This is a genomic window from Butyrivibrio sp. TB (assembly GCF_900110805.1).
In the GTDB taxonomy this organism is placed as follows: domain Bacteria; phylum Bacillota; class Clostridia; order Lachnospirales; family Lachnospiraceae; genus Butyrivibrio; species Butyrivibrio fibrisolvens_C.
Genome location: NZ_FOER01000032.1, coordinates 12,153 through 30,564, shown reverse-complemented (window position 1 = coordinate 30,564; position 18,412 = coordinate 12,153). Strand labels below are relative to the sequence as shown.

15 protein-coding genes are annotated in these 18,412 nt (G+C 35.4%); 2 read left to right on the top strand and 13 right to left on the bottom strand.

What is annotated here, in order from left to right; translation table 11 throughout:
- Nucleotides 1-179: 179 nt before the first annotated feature.
- Nucleotides 180-1,082 carry a recombinase family protein gene (locus tag BMX21_RS17035; RefSeq protein WP_092046190.1) on the bottom strand — a complete coding sequence of 301 codons (903 nt, stop codon included), beginning with the start codon at nucleotides 1,080-1,082 and terminating at the stop codon, nucleotides 180-182.
- 385 nt (nucleotides 1,083-1,467) lie between these two features.
- Between BMX21_RS17035 and BMX21_RS17030 the strand changes: the two genes are divergently transcribed.
- A complete protein-coding gene (locus tag BMX21_RS17030; RefSeq protein WP_022754706.1) occupies nucleotides 1,468-1,671 on the top strand; it encodes a hypothetical protein in 204 nt (67 codons plus the stop codon).
- Between the two features lie 26 nt (nucleotides 1,672-1,697).
- Complete coding sequence (locus tag BMX21_RS17025; RefSeq protein ID WP_092046188.1) at nucleotides 1,698-3,083, top strand: hypothetical protein; 1,386 nt, start codon at nucleotides 1,698-1,700, stop codon at nucleotides 3,081-3,083.
- Between the two features lie 213 nt (nucleotides 3,084-3,296).
- Here BMX21_RS17025 and BMX21_RS17020 read toward each other — a convergent pair whose 3' ends face one another.
- The 12 genes from BMX21_RS17020 to BMX21_RS16965 form a co-directional block, all read right to left on the bottom strand.
- Nucleotides 3,297-4,631, bottom strand: a complete 1,335-nt coding sequence (locus BMX21_RS17020) for a DUF4236 domain-containing protein (protein WP_022754708.1) — start codon at nucleotides 4,629-4,631, stop codon at nucleotides 3,297-3,299.
- 20 nt (nucleotides 4,632-4,651) lie between these two features.
- Complete coding sequence (locus BMX21_RS17015; protein ID WP_092046186.1) at nucleotides 4,652-5,710, bottom strand: TFIIB-type zinc ribbon-containing protein; 1,059 nt, start codon at nucleotides 5,708-5,710, stop codon at nucleotides 4,652-4,654.
- Between the two features lie 116 nt (nucleotides 5,711-5,826).
- Nucleotides 5,827-7,011: an SAP domain-containing protein gene (locus BMX21_RS17010; protein ID WP_092046184.1), complete on the bottom strand. Its 1,185-nt coding sequence runs from the start codon at nucleotides 7,009-7,011 to the stop codon at nucleotides 5,827-5,829.
- Nucleotides 7,012-7,032: 21 nt separating this feature from the next.
- Nucleotides 7,033-7,491 carry a very short patch repair endonuclease gene (locus BMX21_RS17005; protein ID WP_092046182.1) on the bottom strand — a complete coding sequence of 153 codons (459 nt, stop codon included), beginning with the start codon at nucleotides 7,489-7,491 and terminating at the stop codon, nucleotides 7,033-7,035.
- Nucleotides 7,492-7,513: 22 nt separating this feature from the next.
- Complete coding sequence (locus BMX21_RS17000) at nucleotides 7,514-9,025, bottom strand: LlaJI family restriction endonuclease (protein ID WP_092046180.1); 1,512 nt, start codon at nucleotides 9,023-9,025, stop codon at nucleotides 7,514-7,516.
- The gene (locus BMX21_RS16995; protein ID WP_092046178.1) at nucleotides 9,022-11,148 is read right to left on the bottom strand and encodes an McrB family protein; all 2,127 of its coding nucleotides are present in this window, start codon (nucleotides 11,146-11,148) and stop codon (nucleotides 9,022-9,024) included. The genes BMX21_RS17000 and BMX21_RS16995 overlap by 4 nt, the downstream gene beginning before the upstream one ends.
- Before the next feature lie 15 nt (nucleotides 11,149-11,163).
- The gene (locus BMX21_RS16990; protein ID WP_092046176.1) at nucleotides 11,164-12,576 is read right to left on the bottom strand and encodes a DNA cytosine methyltransferase; all 1,413 of its coding nucleotides are present in this window, start codon (nucleotides 12,574-12,576) and stop codon (nucleotides 11,164-11,166) included.
- A gap of 5 nt (nucleotides 12,577-12,581) precedes the next feature.
- A complete protein-coding gene (locus BMX21_RS16985) occupies nucleotides 12,582-13,514 on the bottom strand; it encodes a DNA cytosine methyltransferase (protein ID WP_092046174.1) in 933 nt (310 codons plus the stop codon).
- Nucleotides 13,515-13,531: 17 nt separating this feature from the next.
- Complete coding sequence (locus BMX21_RS16980; protein WP_092046172.1) at nucleotides 13,532-13,738, bottom strand: helix-turn-helix domain-containing protein; 207 nt, start codon at nucleotides 13,736-13,738, stop codon at nucleotides 13,532-13,534.
- 466 nt (nucleotides 13,739-14,204) lie between these two features.
- Nucleotides 14,205-15,377, bottom strand: a complete 1,173-nt coding sequence (locus BMX21_RS16975) for a replication initiation protein (protein WP_092046169.1) — start codon at nucleotides 15,375-15,377, stop codon at nucleotides 14,205-14,207.
- Between the two features lie 879 nt (nucleotides 15,378-16,256).
- A complete protein-coding gene (locus BMX21_RS16970; protein ID WP_092046166.1) occupies nucleotides 16,257-17,780 on the bottom strand; it encodes a relaxase/mobilization nuclease domain-containing protein in 1,524 nt (507 codons plus the stop codon).
- Nucleotides 17,767-18,219 carry a plasmid mobilization protein gene (locus BMX21_RS16965; RefSeq protein ID WP_177174095.1) on the bottom strand — a complete coding sequence of 151 codons (453 nt, stop codon included), beginning with the start codon at nucleotides 18,217-18,219 and terminating at the stop codon, nucleotides 17,767-17,769. The genes BMX21_RS16970 and BMX21_RS16965 overlap by 14 nt, the downstream gene beginning before the upstream one ends.
- Nucleotides 18,220-18,412 lie beyond the last annotated feature (193 nt).

Genomic DNA, 18,412 nt, shown 5'->3' with positions numbered 1-18,412 from the left:
ATGCTGTCTCGGGAGGTACGTTTTTGAGAAAATTCAAAACAAAGAAAAATCATCGTTTATATCATCATCGAAAACATTTCCCAACATATAGCCGAAAGTAAGATGTAATGCCCCTCTGACCTTTCGATGCCTTTAAAGCCACCACTGCCCTATGTAAAAGACCTGTGGTGGCTCTTGTATTAACTGTTCTCTTCTGATGCTTTCAGCTCACTTTTGTATTTATAATAGGTATTTCTGCTGAGTCCGGTAAGCTTGATGCACTCAATATCAGAAAGTGTCCCATTAAAAGTCTTACTGTGCTTCATGATTATGTCCTTTGCAGGAGCTTCTTTTTTAACTGTAAGCTTATTACCTCTGCGCTGCCCTATCTGCTTACCATTAAGCCTGGCAGTCTGGATTCCCTCCTTAGTACGTTGGTGCAGGTCCTGTACTTCTTTTTCTGCCTGATCAAAGGCAATTCGTATCTGCTTCTCTGCCAACTTCCGGAAATAATTATTTAGTCCTTTGAAGATCTCATCCTCATCCGTTCCCTGTAGCTCAATCTTATCCTTCATATTTTCAGCATAAACTTCGGTGTTAATGTAAGGCTCTTTCAGAAAAACCAGCTGTATTCTTTTTTCATACAGTTCAAAGTAGGTTTCTACGCCTTCATCGGCGTTTCTGCTCATTCTGGACACAGAATCAAATACGATGATATCTCCAGGCGCTATATTCTTCATAAGCTTTTTCCATTCAGGTCGGTCCATCTTGGTACCGGTAAATGCTTCCTGAACTATATAAGCATTTGGATATGCCGCCTTGATGTTTCGGATCTGGCGGTCAATAGACTGCTGCGGTGTCGAAATACGACAATATCCGTAGGTCTTTAAAAGCGTCTTGAGCGCATCACTTACATGCTTATTTCTGAGCGTAGCTACCTCTATCTTTTTTCCCTTTTTTAAGATAAAGATATCATAGCTATATGTCTCATCATCATTTGTACCTAAAATGTTCTCGTTGCAGCGGATGCTTGTCTCATACTTCCTACATTCTGGAAATAATACCTCTGCAGCTTTTTTTACTTCTTCATCGCTATATTTCATGTTGGAATCCTCTTAAATTTAACGTTCGTTAGATTTAATACACTAATTATACATCAAAATTGTTTTTATATGCAATAAGTTTGGTACAAATATATCATACGTTAAATTTGGTACATATAAACGTCACCGGCAAATTTGTTACTATGTAATGGTTTTGCATTCCACAAATATTATATTGGTTGTAGAACCATTAATATATTGACATGTGTTATACAACCATGATAGTATGATTATATAAATCAATAGGAAGGAGGTTCTGATATGGGAACAGCTATTTTTTCAATACTTGGCCATGCAGCTATCGACATACTTGTTGTCATTTTTTCAAAGAAATAAATGATATAGTTACTATAAATTTGGAATCCAATCTATCGGAAGGAGAATAATGAATAACTTAATTACAATTAAAAATTTTGACCCTACATCATTAATAAAGACACCAAATGATCACGCAGAAATATATATGACACCTAAGCGTAAGCGTGTTGTTGCAAAGATTGATACTGATAATCTGAACGCAACATTTCAACAGTACATGAAAAACGATGGAACACCAGGTAAGAAAACAGTTATATTAAAAGAAATCTAAATCCATAATGGGGGATAACATACATAATGAGTGACATTGATAATATGATTGAAAGCCTTCAAGAGGTTTTTTTTGCTGATGAGCAACAGAAAGAATACTCCTCGACAGATATTATGGAGATGACCGGGGCAACTAGACAAACCCTTAGAATGGCAATCAATAATGAGTTAATTATACCGACCTATGTCGAACATGGAAAAAAAGAGTATATGGTTTTTACATATAAAGATGTGCTTACTATGTATGTTGTCGTATCCCTAATGGATTTAGGGATTAAGATAGAAGATAATCGTAAAGATCATCCGGATACTGTGACAGAAATATTTAAGAAAGCTGATGGTAATTTAGTTACCGTTATAAAGCTTTCCGAAGAAAAAATTAATAATAGAATATCGCAGATGTTTTCTCGAATTAGTGCCTTATCTATGCTTTTGAATTTTGATTTTAGAAGATTAGGCGGAGATAGAACACTTGAATTATTTCAGGAAGCATTTCAAGCTGGATATAATCTTTCATCTATAAATCAGTGGATGCCAGCTCAGTTTGAAATGCTAATAAAGAAAATTATAGATAGAATTAAAGATGATACCGATTTCAACGCGAATAATTATGTTGGTTATATGCAAGAAGTAATCATGCAAGAGCTTGGTGAGGGAAAATCTAGCGACAATGCTGTTTACAAAAGTTTATATGAATTATTATGTTTAACTAACGAAAAACGTATTCGAGAAAAATTGGAAAGAAAAACGAGTACCGCAACGGTGGAAATGTTTATTGCCACAATTGAAAAAGGCATAGAATTAGAAAAAGCTAACTCTGAAACAATGCTAGAATTCTTTGAGGAAATGCTTGATAATACTGTCTCTTCAATGCAGCCATTTTTAGACAATATTTCTGAAAAAATGAATTGTGAAGAAATAGAAAATGCTGCTAAAGCAATTATAGACATAATAGATTCAAAACAATCTATAGATGAAACAGGACAAGAAACAAAGAACAGTAGTCTATTATTTTATATGCAAGTTTATTCACAATTTTTATCGGCTATCAATCTTGAGGGAGAACTAGCTAGGAGAATTGACAATTATGGCGGAGAACATACAACAGAAAAAATAATGGAGATAGCAAAAAAAGTATTTGTAAATTGTTTTACTCCAATATTGACAGAATTGTCTAATTTATTCGACTCTGATGCATCAGAATACGAAATAATTCAAAAGCTAATAGATTATTTTACGAGCCTATACTTGTCTGCGTTTGATAATTATGAGGAATCTGTTGCCGTTGCTGATATTATTCTCAAAGCGGTAGAAAAAGAAGTAATTACCGATTCTGCTGCTAAGGATTTTTGGGAATATGCTAAAGTCAAAATATATAGCACTATCAAAGAAAAATACGGGCTTGCAGACTAATTTTTTAACTCTGCCATGGAAATTTATCATACCCAAAGGCGATTATAAAAGATGCATTTCGGGTTTTTTGGTGGCGACCAGATATAAACCACTATCTGTTGAAATTAATTTAAATCAGAAATAATTTTCCCTTGATAACTGATAATCTAATAATTATGAGCGGCTTGCAGAAGTAAGCCGCTCAGCTTATACTACTATGTCCTAATACCTAAATCATGCCTCTGAATAAGGTTCTATTTTTTTCATGAGCATAGTATTTGTTATGTTGCATCTGTTCTCAAAACGCATACAAAAATTGATAGGATTGACGTTCTGAAGAAAGCTGTTTTCAAATATATTTCTCTGGAATTTTATGGAGTACACGTACTCATCATTTACTTCTCCCGTCTTATTTCTACGTTGAGTATACCCCGATATAACTATACTATGTACAGCTGGACTAACATTGAATATATTTGCAGAAATGAAGATTGCCAACCCAAATACAAGATTCACATACTCCTTCTTCAATGTAGCTTGTGTTTTCTTTTTTTCCTTAAGATTTCCACTTGCCAATCTTACAACTTCATCTTCAGGCAAGTCTTCTATCTCTGGCAAATCAACATCCAAGTACATAGTATGGTTACTCTGATTCCAATCATAATCGACACGGATTTCTACAGGTAACTCACATGAAGAAATCCACGACTCTACAGCTTCACTTACTACTAAATCCTCGCCGCTAATCAGATCATTCATATATTGCTTACTTGAATTGAACTCTGCATTATATTTATCATTTTCTGCTATTTCATTTTCAGCTTCAGCTGTATCAAAACTTTCTTTTCCCTGTGTCCAAGCCAGAATAGCTTGGTTAAGGCGTTCATGAAGATTTGTTTCAATGTATTCTTTTCGCATCTTTCCGACAGAAAAAATGTTTCCGTGAACAACTTCTTTTGCTTCAACTTTCAGTTGCTCTTTGACAGTATTTTCTGTAGGATATGGAACTTCATATTGTTTCCTGGTATAAACTGGCGGTTTCAAGCTATTTAGGATCTGAATATATTGCTCTTCTTTATCCACTTGAGGAGAAAGCTTATATATTTCAATAAATTTATCATTCTCAGCTTTTGCCTCATTATAGACTTCCTCAAGTTTCTGCTGCCGTTGCACCTCAAGATTCTGTACCATATTCTTATAGGAGTCAGTCACTTTGATTTTTCTTATCACTGACTGATCTGTAATAGGCAGTCCTCTTGTATCCTGTATTTCAACCTTTCCATCTGAACTCATCTTCAGTTGGACTTGCCCAGGAAGAGTAATTCCAGAAGAACGACTGGTTTTATGCGAACTTCCTCGATGAGATGAAGCTTTTGATTTGTGATGACCTGTCAGCTTAGTGCTATATGATAGCCCAGTTCCAGGTATTCCAAATGTAGCTCTTGTACCTTTACCTCCAACATTCAATGAATGTCCTCTTCCACCCAGCGACAAACTAGCCCCAGATTTAGAAAAGTTAACTTTGACACCCTTACATATCTTAACTGACTTTCTAAAACGTAGTCCCATATGCTAACTCCTTCCAGTTATTAGTCAATAAAAAAGTCGTAATACTCCTGTTTTTCTTTGATGTCATAAGCAAATCCAGTATTTTCAATATACCCGGACCCAGAACTAACCAAGTATTCCATTTTATCTTCATTATACGGGTGCATTATTTTTTGAAGTTCCTCATCTACTTGAGCATCTGTTACTTTATCCCCATGAAGGACTTTCCAGCAACTCTTAAACAGACTCTCGAACGATTCTTTTGAGGAAGCCAAAACATAAATTCTATTCACGCTACCATTAACCGTGTTTCCATCAGCCCAATTTGCTGTATCAATTAAGTCTGCCGATGAATCGTCACTAAAAACCAAGTGATATGCTATTGCTCCTTCATATGCTTGCAATCTAAACTCGGTGCGATAATAACCACCAGATGTATCATGTATATCAATTTCTTCTTGCGAAACAATTTGAATATCGCTGACCTCATTGAATGAACTGATGAAATCATCTAAATCTTGATAAGGATTAACCTCTTCTTCTTTCTCTGTTGCTTGACTTTCTGCAGCAACTTCTTTATTTGTTTCTGTGGCAGCTTCTTCCTTTGCATCTGCAGCAGCTTCTTTGTTTATTTCTGTGATATCTTCCACAGAGTTCACATTCTCAACAGCTTCATTGTTAGAAACTTCTTCATTTGTTTCACTACCCCTACCACTAAAACCAATAACCAGATAAACAATCCAAGCTGCAGCTATTATTGCTATCTTAATTGGCATTTTCATTTTTTTGCTTCTAATAATCAATATAGTAAGTGGCACTGGAAACATTAAAATCCATCCCAACACCCACAGCCACGTTCTTTTCTTTTTGGGCTGAATTTCTACATCAACGCTATTACTGGTATTTCTTTCAGCCTGCGCACGCTGTCGTCCTTTTTCAAACTCGTATCCAGTCTGTTCAGCGTTATCATAACGAATGTGCTTTACCTCATCATCAACTATTATATTATTTCCACAATAGCTACATGTAAGATTTTTCTTATCAGCATCAACTTGAAGCGATGCACCACAATTTGGACAAACCATATTAACCAGTTTCATTTTGTTAATCCCTCCCTACCATGCTCATTACAATTACTACCATAATGGACACATCACGTATTTAATTTAAAGTATACTTTTCACTTGTAGCCTTAATATGATAAATCTTTTCCTCTTTATGTATCAGTTTTCTTTTTTATTTGTTCCTGCGCCATTTTCTTTCGTTCAAATAGCTCTTCCCTATGTCTGTTGCTTTGAGGAACATTCACTAATCCTACATTTATAACAGAAAGTTCTTCTTCATATAAGCCATATTTATGCAAAAGAATAGCTGTCTCACGATAAAGTGCAGGAGCATCAAATTTTTTTCCTATTGCAACATAGAACTTAACGAGTGCTTCCTTATCTTTACCAATAGCCTTCAGATCCATACCTTGTGACTCTTCATCAAAACCATTTCCAGGTAACTTTATACTTCTGGCAATCTCATCCTTCTTTAATTCAATATATTTCCTGATCTCGTCTCTCTGTTGAAGAGCATCGGTTTTATTATGTGTTGACTTGGTTTTGCTATCCTGTACAGCATTTGCCATATCAACGCCAAACCTCGTCTTTTCTATTTCACCTACAACTATCCGCCAGTTTTTCGCATCACCATTAGGAAACAGCTTGTTTATATCCCAAACTGTAAAAGTCTGACCAAACCTACCATCTTCTGTAGTTAGATGACTGTGCTTGTGCATGTATGGGACATAGCCATTTTCATACAACTCAACTTTCCCAAGGTCAGTTAATTCATATTTAGGAATGTACTCTGGAATTATTATCTTTTCATCTGGTATTTCTTTCTGAATACGGTCAATAAGTTCTGCCTTTTTCCCTGTAGTTGATAAACCAGCTTTTGTAAGAATCTGCTTCAATTCCTCTACCTTCAATCCACTAAGACTTCCTACTTTAGGTGCCCATTGAACAAATCCTCTATCTTTCAATGACTCCAATGCATGACCCACATCTCGAATTCCATATTTAAACCACCAAAATCCTGGATATCCACCTTCGGGTTTGGGATACTTTCCTTGATTACAATATTCCAACAACATAATTTCTGCGACATAAAGTCCCCTTGCTGATGGATACGATAAACGCTTTCTCTCGTCAAATGTAATCACCTTGACTGCCATATTGGTTCCCGGATAAGAATAGTATGTATAGTAATTATCTGGTTTGTAATACTTTTTTTCATCTTGCGATATTGATCCAGAATCCACAAATGAATCCGGTGAATTACGAACTATACCAGTTTTCTGGCATGTCATCATACCATCCGACACTTTTATTTTAAACAGATCAAATAGCCCCATGTTACTCTCTCTCTCTATTATTTAATCTATTCTGTCTTTTAGATCATAATCATTCATCCTAATATCAAAGATAGTTTCTTCAAGAACTTTTACACACTCATTGATACTCTTCTTAATATCATTCCCCCAAAATCTTATAACTGTCCATCCTTCATACAAAAGCTTTTTGTTAATTTCATCATCTCGTTCACGATTTCTTGAAATCTTACTAATCCAGAATTCACTATTATTACTTTTCTCAAGTCTTGATCTTAAAATTTCCCAGTCTTTTCCATGAAAAAACTCGCCATCACAAAAAATAGCAATTTTATACTTAGTGATAACGATATCCGGATGTCCTGGAAGCTTGTCATAATTCTTTCTATAGCGATATCCTCGTCTCCACAATTCTCTACGTAGAATAATCTCTATCTTAGTATCCTTGCCCTTAATGTGCTTCATGTTTTTTCTTCGTTGTTCAGGAGTTAAAACATCTGCCATAATACCCTCACACCAAACAAAATTATAATTCAAGCAGTCCTATATCCATTTTTTGATTTGCAAGATACATCTCTGCAACTTTATCACCGGGAAGTAGTCTAATCTGTATATTTTCCAAGCCAATCTGCTCCAGTATTGGCATTCTTACCTTACCATATTTGATTATTTCATTTTCCTCTGTTGGCATAAGGAAACAGTTTCTTACCCTAGTAAATCCAAACACATCTAAAAATTCTTTATATGCTAAATGATACAGGTACTGCTTTGTAACATCCCCAACTCCAGGATTACCCTTAATCACATCATTTCCATGTCGTTTTTCCAACGTGATGTTATAGTACTTTGCATCAAAAATGATAAACTGCTTTTCCCCATCTTTTTCATAAAATGTAATGAGATCCGGAATGAGTGTCTCTTGCGCTGGAACGCTTATTCCTTTTTCATCATTTTCCCAAATTGGTTTACCAATAACCTCAATCAACTTACCATCAACCATATAATCAACTTTGGGCATTGGTAGAGTAGGGAGATTTTTTTTAGTCAGCTGTAACTGACGCAAAGTCTTATTCAGTTTATTATCAAAAATCTCTGCACACATTTTTTCCCAGACCGCATGATATGCAGTTGTACCATACATACTGAATCCTGTATTATCATCAAACAATTTCTTATCCTGGGATATATACGCATATATAGTTTTTAAAAGAATCTGTTTCCGAGTATTGTACTGAACATTCAGCTCTTTGAAGATTTTTTCCAGAATATATTCCTTATCGCCAAAATCGTCCATTTCAGCATCAGATATTTCTGCTGTCTCCAGACCAAAAAGTTCTGTCAGTTCCGCTTCCTTAAGCTGCTTTGAACATTCAGTTATGACATATTCGTGCAAACGCTTGAAATAATCCATGTCATCATCAACTGTCTTCCTTGTATACAGTTCCATGTAATATGGCTTGTTCTCAGAGAGCAATGCAAAGCTTTCATCTATAGTTTTTCCCCATAGAATGTCACCTTCTCCATTTACTTCAATAATTTCTTCACTGTTTGTATATACTCCATACTCAAAATAATCTTTAAGCAGAAAGAGTATAACGGCAAGAAGATTAAAGCTTTTATTATCTCCATCCCCATTATATATGTTTATTATCTGTTCTTCTGAATTACTGTACCGTTCCAGAACCTTTACTATACGGCGCATTTTATCTATTTTTTCTTCTTCAGAATACTTTGATAGCAGATATTTGGGATATACCTTTATTACTCTTCTTCCACATGTGATTACACCAACGTACACAAAGACATACAAGCAAACACCGCTCTGTTCAGTACCATCCGTTATCTCAATATCTTCATCAGCAATATCAGACATTTCCTGTTGCACATCAGTATTTCTTACACTTTTGAGCACACCAAAAGTCTTAAGCGTACGGATAAATCTTTCCAGCGCTTCTTCACTGTCAAAATCGAATCTCTTTTTCAATTCATCCTTTGTATATCGTCTCTGTTCCCTGACGAATCTGGAAATCATCCTCATTCAGCATCATCCCTTTTTTGTTCATAATAGCTGCTTATGAAATTCGCACCAAATATATTCATGCCAATCTCATCAAATGCATCGCAGACTGATGAATATTTGCTACTATCACATCCATCAAAGAATTTTCTCTTGCTCTGCTTAACAGCATCTTCATAAAGGTACATTATTACTTTGCTCTTAAATGCATCCATGAATTTCTCAGGATCCTTGATCATTCCGTTTTCATCAGAAGCCAATACCTTCTTTGATAGGAAAAATGGCCCCATAAGTTTATCTTCGTTGATGTTAAAGTCTTTAGACATTTTATTATTAATTGCCTTGCGAAGTCTGTTCCAAACAACAGGCTCATCATATTTGGCAATACTAACTTTGCCTATATTCTCTATATCTTTTTCCTTCTCATCAATTCCAAGATATTCAAAATTCCATCTTCTCTTGAAAGCTGTATCCATAGGATAAACTCCCTGATCAGCGCTATTCATGGTTGCCCAAATAAACATATTGTCCGGAATTCTTATCTTGTCAAAATCAACTGATTGACCTTCAAATTCTTTTTCCAAATATCTTCTTATGTCTTCTGTAGTTTGTATTTCATATTCGCTAACGCCGTCAGAATCCCTGTCAAGAAGCTGGAATACATCACCAAATACTGCTGCAACTTTCGCTCTATTTATTTCTTCGATAAGAAGTAAAAATGGTTTAGGATTATCAGATAACCCGCTTCGAATTGCTTTTACAAATACTCTCATAAAAGGGCCTGGGACAAAGGAGTACTTTATAGACTCACCATCAGCAGCCATGATTGGCTTATATGCTCCGACAAACTGGGAATAGGTATAGTCAGGGTGAAAAGTAACTCGTTCATAATTGTCGTCATCCGTACCAAGAAGCTTATCCTTATCTTCATTTAACAAAAAACTCTTTCCTGTTCCAGGCGCCCCAAACACTATTCTATTTCTATCTTCTATCGAAGCATGTACATTTGTTTTATACTTTGGTTTCATCCTCTCACCTTCTACAAACAATTCATCCTTCTTATAAGTGCCTCGTAATAATTCATAAACTGCTGATTTATAATCATTGATAGAAAATATTGACATAGCAGTCATCAGTGATTTGTGGAAGTTTTCTGAGATATCTTTTCTGCTAATATTTGTCTTTAACCACTTAACTTTTCTGTTGTTAGTATAATCAGGATCCTGTTCGTCCCGAGAAACTTCCTCATAATAGTAATCTGATTCGATTCTACCTATATGAAAGACGGAGCTCTCTGCATAAATAATATAATCTCCGACCTTTACATCATTAAGGAATCTCCAAAGCTGTCCAACATCCTGCCCCTTTCCTCGAGCATTTTTCGAATAATGTTTATCGAACTCTGCAGCAAGTCCTTCTCTTGTTTTTATGCCAGACATATCTCCCATGTCTGACCATCCAATACATACATGCGGATTATCCTCAGAAAGAGCATCATTTTTATCGGTGATATGAATCCCAAACAGGTTATGTTTAAAAATATCCTCGTCATCATTTTCAGGAGTATATTCGACTTCAATCAGATCACGATAAGGACGATTATCATACAGTTCAAAGTAATCTTTCATATATGCATCAGTAAATTCGCCTTCTTCATCCTTACAGCTCATAAAGGTCGTATTAAAATACTTATCTTGATCTACACGCTTGCAACAAGGCTCCCATCCTCCAGCAATTCCTTTTCCTTTAGGGTACTTTGTCATTCTGAGGCTGGCTGTTATTGAATTGAAATCCACCTTTGTTTCAATAGATGCCATCCACTCCATCTCTTGCGGAACCAATCCAATTCCTTCTCCATAGACAAGGACTAACCAGAAAATCTTTTTTTCCTTATTTTTTGCTTTCTCAAATGCCGCAATAAGGCGATCAATATACTTAGAATTGCTTTGATTGATATCCCTGATTACACAGTCATCTCCCGAACTATGATACGTTGCATTATTACTTGAGAAAAAATACCATAGCAAATCTCCATTAGGATCACCTTTTTTTCTCACCTCATACATGCCCCTAATGTTATCGTCTTCTCTTACATCATAGAATTTGCTAATGACATCTGATACTTTCAAACCTAGGTTAGCCATCCTTAGTCATGCCCCCTATATATATTTTTTGATACAGCTTGCGATTGCCCTTCCTAACAATGGTGGTACAGAATTACCTATCTGCATATATGTCTTTGTATACGCACCTCTAAAATAATAATCATCCGGATACGATTGTATCCTTGCAGCTTCTCTAGGAGTTAGTCCTCTAGCCTGCGTAGGATGAATATACATATTACAGTCAAATTTCATATGTGCTGTAATCGTCTTACTAACTTTATTCTCCTCAAGTTTAAAATACTTGTCCTTAAAAATTCCATTCCGCCTTTTATATGGCATTATGTCTGCAATTTTAGGATCATCGGATTTATCCCCTTGGTACATCCTTCCAAAGATTTCAATATCACGATCATTGTTATAACGAGCTTTATGATTTAAAGTGATTCCGCACTCTCTTCCTTGATTTATGTAATTAACATATTCATTAACATCTGTCGTTTGATTTTTCTCAATCTTATAACCGGACTCCTTAGTATCAAGTTCCGTTGCATTTTTTATTCTTAATGCTTTTAACGGTCTAAGCCCATATAAGGCATCCCCAAGAACATGATCCGGAATACTGTTCGATAATGCAAAAATGTCATCAAAAATCTTTCCATTATCAACGCCCATCCTATTTCCGATATAAATCAATCTTTCACGATTCTGAGGTACTCCAAAGTCTTTTGCATTAAGCACATGATATTCAACTTCATATCCAATGCTATTAAAATCCTCTTTTACTTGGCTTGCAACTGATAACATGCCCTTAACATTCTCCATAACAAAGAACTTGGGCTGTACACGCTTAACTATCTCGACATAGCTTTTATATAAATGATTTCTGGGATCGTCGATTAGTCTCTGCCTATTTGCCATGCTAAATCCTTGACATGGTGGTCCACCAACAACTATATCCACATTTTTCCCTTGCAGCAGTTCTTCTAAATGATCAGTTACTAACCTGATGTCACCAAGCACTATATGGTCTCTGGGTGTCTCAGGGTGGTTATGCGCATATGTATCAACGCAGCACTCCTCTATATCATTTGCCAGGGCTGTAACGAAGCCTTCCTGTGAGAACCCCAGAGAAAGGCCTCCTGCTCCACAGAACAAATCGACCATCTGCAAAGCATCTAAATCAGCTGCATGTCTCACCATCTTGATAAAGGTATTGCAATACTTCTTTACAACACACTTTTCACACTCATTCACACATTGACAATACTTCTCGAGTCTAAGAAATGCCCGTTTCAATTCATCATCTGATTCAATATTGTCTAGTATATAAGCTGCTCTTTCGTCTAAATACTTTTCTCCAGTCTCTATAGTAAACTTTTTCAAAGTGTTTTCATAACTGTCAGCACTATTCTCTAATCCACTATTTATAAATGAAACAATCTCAGTAACATCGTTCTGAAAATTCATAATATTTATGCCCACTCTCCCACATTTTCAAGACTTGTCCTAACCGACTCCGCAACTGCCTTTGAAACATTAACTGTAACAGCATTTCCAAATTGCTTATATGCCTGGCAATCCGAAACAGGAATCACAAACGAATCATCGAAGCCTTGAAGACGTGCACATTCTCTTGGAGTAAGCCTTCTCACCTTTCCTCTCTGCGTTACATAATTGTCCTGACATGCCCTGTGCATTTTTGCCATAGTTGCACACAAAGGTCTTGCTACTTTTAAATCTATCTCTGACTTTGCATGATAGCCTCCTGTCCCATTGGACAGAATAGTTGGTAGTATCTTCTCTGAAAGGAAATACTTAGGATCCACATCTTGTTCCAAAACATCCTGTAAGGTTTTAGTAAGAACTTCCTTCTCCGGGAAAGAAAACTCAACATCTTCATTGGCAAAGCAAACTATATATGTCCTGTTTCTTGTTTGCGGTACACCGTGATCAGCAGAATTTAAAATCTCATCATAGACTTTATATCCTAGATCCTCTTCCAAAATTCTCTTTATAGTAGAAAATGTTCTTCCATGATCATGCGTACGTAACGCTTTTACATTTTCAAGAACAATAACTTTGGGTTTATGACCTTTATCAATCTTATCTTTTATAACCTCTGCGATTCTAAAGAATAAAGTTCCACGAGCATCTTCAAATCCTCGCTGTTCTCCCATCATGCTGAAAGGTTGACAAGGGAATCCCCCGATTATTACGTCGCAATCTGGTATTTCATCTAAGGCTATGGCGTTGATATCCCCGAGAACAATAGTATTGTCATAATTTGCTTTGTATGTTTCTACCGCATATTTATCAAAATCATTTGCCCATATAACTTCATACCCAGCATCAGAAAAACCTTTATCCAATCCCCCAATTCCGCTAAAAAAAGATACTACTTTCATGAGCTTACTCTCCTATCTTATTTTTCTTCAATCATTTCACAAATATCTGAAATATCACACTCTAAAGCTGTGCATATTTTTCTTAGTATTTCTGTATTTACATTTTCATTCTTGGAAAGTTTTGCTATTGATGTAGAACTGATATCTGCTTTTGCAGCCAAATCTTTCTTCAACATATCCTTATCAATCAATAGCTTCCATAATTTTTTATAACTTATTTGCATTTTGGTCTCCTCCGAACCTTTATCATAAATGCACATCAACCATTAATAAGAATATCATATTATATTCAATTAGTCATACAACAATTACGCGTTCGCTAAATTCAATTACTTCCTGACAGATTTTAATAGTGTCCTGTCAGATTTTTGAACTTGCATCGCAAGCAACATCTCCCCCAACCACCCACTACTATTATGCCGCTTAAACCTGTCCAATAAAAAGGGCTCAACCCATGAGTTGGTTGGTTACTATCCCCCTTGCGCATTCAATATTTATTGGATGAAAAAAACAGTGCACATGCACTATTTCTTAATCTTCTTTAACCAACTAAAAAGCCCTATGTCAAGCATCCTCTTACTTGTCATAAAGCTTATTGTCTCAAATTCAAAATCATGTACAGCTTTTATTCAATCTTTCCGTGCCAATGAAGTCATATTTCATATCTGTACTCACACATGATAACTATAATTAATTATCAATTAATAACTTTTCTAATTCTTCATAATCATATTCATTCTGCTGGAAATCATTGAACTTATTAGCACCTTTCCCCTGTTTTCCTACTGGAGCAGAATAGTCTTTCTTTATTGCATCAATCATCCATCCTACGATATTCCCGATTTTCCTAGCACTCTTGGAATTCTCATACTGCTTTTTAACTTTATCATAGTCATATCCCGCAGCTTCAAGTATTGATATGATGTCTTTTGTGGAGATTTTTTCATCCATAAGGTCTTTTACTTGATCTATAAGTTCATACTTCTCATCATCAGTTATTTTTTTCTCCACAACTTCATTAGTGACATCTACCTTTTCCTCCACATCTTTACGTTTGATGCGGAAAATAATGCCAGATGTTTTACCACCTCTACCGGTTCTTTTGGTCTCATATGATAGATCAAGTTCGGTCTTCTGCGTGATTTCCTTGGTAGCTACATCCATAACATTCTTCTTGAAATCGCGCCATTCGTCATAGCTTTTTTCAGTAGCAACTTCTACAGCTTTATCATAGTCCGGCTTTTGTTTACCATTAAGGATTTCCTGAACTTTTTTCTCAGAAGCATCAACTACGCCAAGCTCTAGCTTTAGTTCTGACAGTCCGATATAGAACTCAAAACCACCATCCATTGTCATCTGACAGCTTCGATTTCCTATAAAGGCCTCAGATTTCAATAATTCATATAGTCTAAAGGAATAAACGGATGTCATATCCATCATTACAGGAAGTGACAACAAGGTGAATTTATTCTGAATCTGAAGAAGCTTCTCTTTAAGCTTTTTATTAAAAGTAATGGTACAGACACCATCTTTATATTCAGCATCTGTAACTATAGTCATATAGTGGAATTCTTTTTTCTCATCATCTTCTATACCAATAGATCTTCCGATAAGACTAGCAGCAACAGGCTTAAGATGGGAATATATACTGTTGCCCTTCCCAAAGATTTCTTTTAGCTGTGAAGCTGGCATGACTGCTACTATATCCCCATTTTTATCTGTGGCAGCATTTTGCAAACTATAAAGAGCCGCTGCTAAAAGCTTGTTTTCATATATGGTAGACTTATACTTAGCACCAATAATGATATTGGATTTCTTATAGTTCATACCCTTGATATCTCTAGGTGCATTTTTTACTGCCATATATCAATTCCTCCACGTTTTATATCATTTACCCCACAACTTCTAAACATAATTATTTTAACACCGATTTATCAGATTCTCCACAGGTATTTATCAATTTCTCCAAGCTTTTTATTTAATGCACCACAACTTTATAAATTAGTCTTTTTATATTTCAAAATCTCCACATCTTTTATTAATTCCTCCACATGTTGACTAGGTTAGTCCATTATTATTTTCTCCACTTCTTTCTAGAAATCTTGTATATTACATACTGCTCATCCCCTGTATTTATCAGCTTTTTTAATATAATTTATCTTTTACTCCACAACTTCAAATATACTATCTTGTCTTATCTATATTTCTACTGCTTTTTATCAAAAACTCCACGTCTTGACCAGTTTAGTTAATCTATTTCACCACAACTTTTCATATGTATAATATAAAAACTTGCTTTTTATGCTATCATTGAATATAGAAAGAAGATTCTAATAAAAAAGAAGCTCCTATATGTATTTAGCAGCTTCTTAATGTTTACAGATATAGCCTGGCTGATGTGTTTTCTATCAAAAACTCCACATCTTCAAAATGCTTTATTAATATCTCCACAAGTAGTTATTTTTTTCTCCACATGTATTTATCAAATGCTCCACAACTACGCGCTTCCAAGCAGTTATTAATACCTCTACAACTTGTTATTAATTACTCCCCTTCTTATTATCAATATCTCCACAAGTCTTTATCTTTAACTCCACAACTTCTACCCGAATTTGGCTTATTTAAAGGCTTTTCCAAGGTGTTAAATAAATTAAAAGAAATTGTTGTATTTATATATAAATAAACATCAACTCCTTTTGGTGGTGTATAAAATATATATTTATATATCAAATAATACTACTATCAACGACTTATTTCATGTATGTGTTTATCATTAAGTTGTTCTTCCTGTAAATTTTTTTGATTAAGAAGTGTATTGTAGTTATCCATTAGAGTCTGGAGCTCATCAAGTGATTGTTTACTCTGTGCAGCTGCAGATTCTATTTTTTCCAGTTCTGTCATCAGAATATTTTTTTCTGATTTCAGGGCATCAAGTCTTGGCATTGATTTAAGGCCATATTTTTCCATATCTTCCTTGAGAGAATCATTCGCTTTTTTATAATTTGTCAGCTCTGCAGCAAATTTTGTTTCATAGGCTTCTTTCTGATCAGCAGGTGTCTGTTTCCAGGCATTATAATATCTTTTATTTACGAGAAAGCTTCCGGTATTATGGATCATGCGATTAGTATAGTTGAGCTTTTCCCATATTTCTTCTTTCTTACTTTGGAGCTGTGTGTATTCTTTTTCACCCAAAGATATCTTTTCACGGAGCTCATCTGTACCGGAAAGACCATTCTTAACAAAGAAGTTCATGGTATCTGCTGCGCTTATAGCATTTTGGACATCTATTTTCTTTTTAAGTCTGCCGTAGTAGTTATCTGTAGATCTGATAGCCTCAATACTTCCAAGCTTGCTTAAAATGTATTCCTTCTCATAACTGGTTCCAAATTGTCTTGCTCTTATGGTCCTTTTTAAATCTGCAGTTTTATAGCCCCATCTACCTCTTGATTCTGTAATAGTTATGCCTGCTTCTTCAAGAATTTTTCTAAATTCTTGTTCATCACTTGCCTGATGAATTGCTTTTTTTATTGTTTTACGGATTTTATCTTTTTCTGTTTGAAATTCGGTCTTAGATGGCACAAGTCCATCCTTTTCAAGAGCTGCATTTTCTGTATTGATTTTCTCCTGTTCCCGCTGAGTTTTCCGATATTCTCTTTCTGTCATTTTTTCTTCTGGCGGATTTATGAGATCTATCTGATTAAGATTTTCTCTTTTACATATTTCCATAATCTCAGCTTTCATTGCATTCATGGATAGCTTTGATGCACGTATTTTGGCACCGGCAATACATTCACTTTCTCGTTCTATGAAGTCTGGCTTATTTATAGCTTCTTTCCTTACAGAATTGACTACTATATGTACATGCATATTTCCGGATTTGTTATGTCCGTCTGGATGAGTGCATATAAGAGCCTGACAACCGACAAAGAACTTATTTGCGATTTCCATGCCAATAGCCTGAACTTTTTCAAGGGTGAGACCAAGCTCTTTATCTTTAGGATCAAAGCTTATGATGTAATGATGGAGTTTAATTTCACTCTCTTTTTGATTTTTATGATTCTGAGAATTCCAGTTTTCACATTCTTCCTGAAATGTTGATGGTGATAGGACCCCTATTGCATCAATCAAGTATTCATCCCTTAGCACCATATGCTTATTTTCATCCAGAATAGGCTGGTTTGTTTTTTCATCATATTGATAGGTCAGGTATCTTAATGGAAATGCATAACTCTTACCTTTTATTGCCAGATGTTTAATTGTTGCCATCTTTTCTTTCTCCTGCGGTTTTGTCAAATTGGTAATATCGTGAATATTTTGAAACTGCGGTTTTCCATCTGGAATTGTTTTCTGACTGGATTCTGTTTAATAAATCTATCTGACCATGGATTTCTGCAAACATCGATTTTAACTCTTCCCGGAACATGGAAGGATTAACAAAACCGGAGTTTAGGACTTTGCTGATTTGGTTGATATTGCCACCTATCTTGTCGAGCTGATATCTGATTTTTGTTAATGCGCTGGATTCATCATCTATCAAAATTCTCATTGTGACTTTGCGCTGAAATACGGACCAACGGATAAAATCAGATACGGACATATCGAAATCATGTGAAAGTTCTTGAAGATGATTCCATTCTTTTTCTGATAAACGAATTTCATATCTTCTTGTTCTTTTTGTGATTAGGTTACTATCATTTTTTTTCATTTTGGTCATTTACCCCCACTTAATGAACTGATGATTGAACAGGCAATGTTCATTGATATTTCATCGCTTACCGTAGGTAAGCTAATTGCGGGTTTGGGGAGCGTAATCCCCATATGTTTTTGCGAGAGTTAAGGGAGTGGCAAATTCCCTTGCAAGATGCCTGTACGTACACAGGCGAATCTTGCTCTTGTCT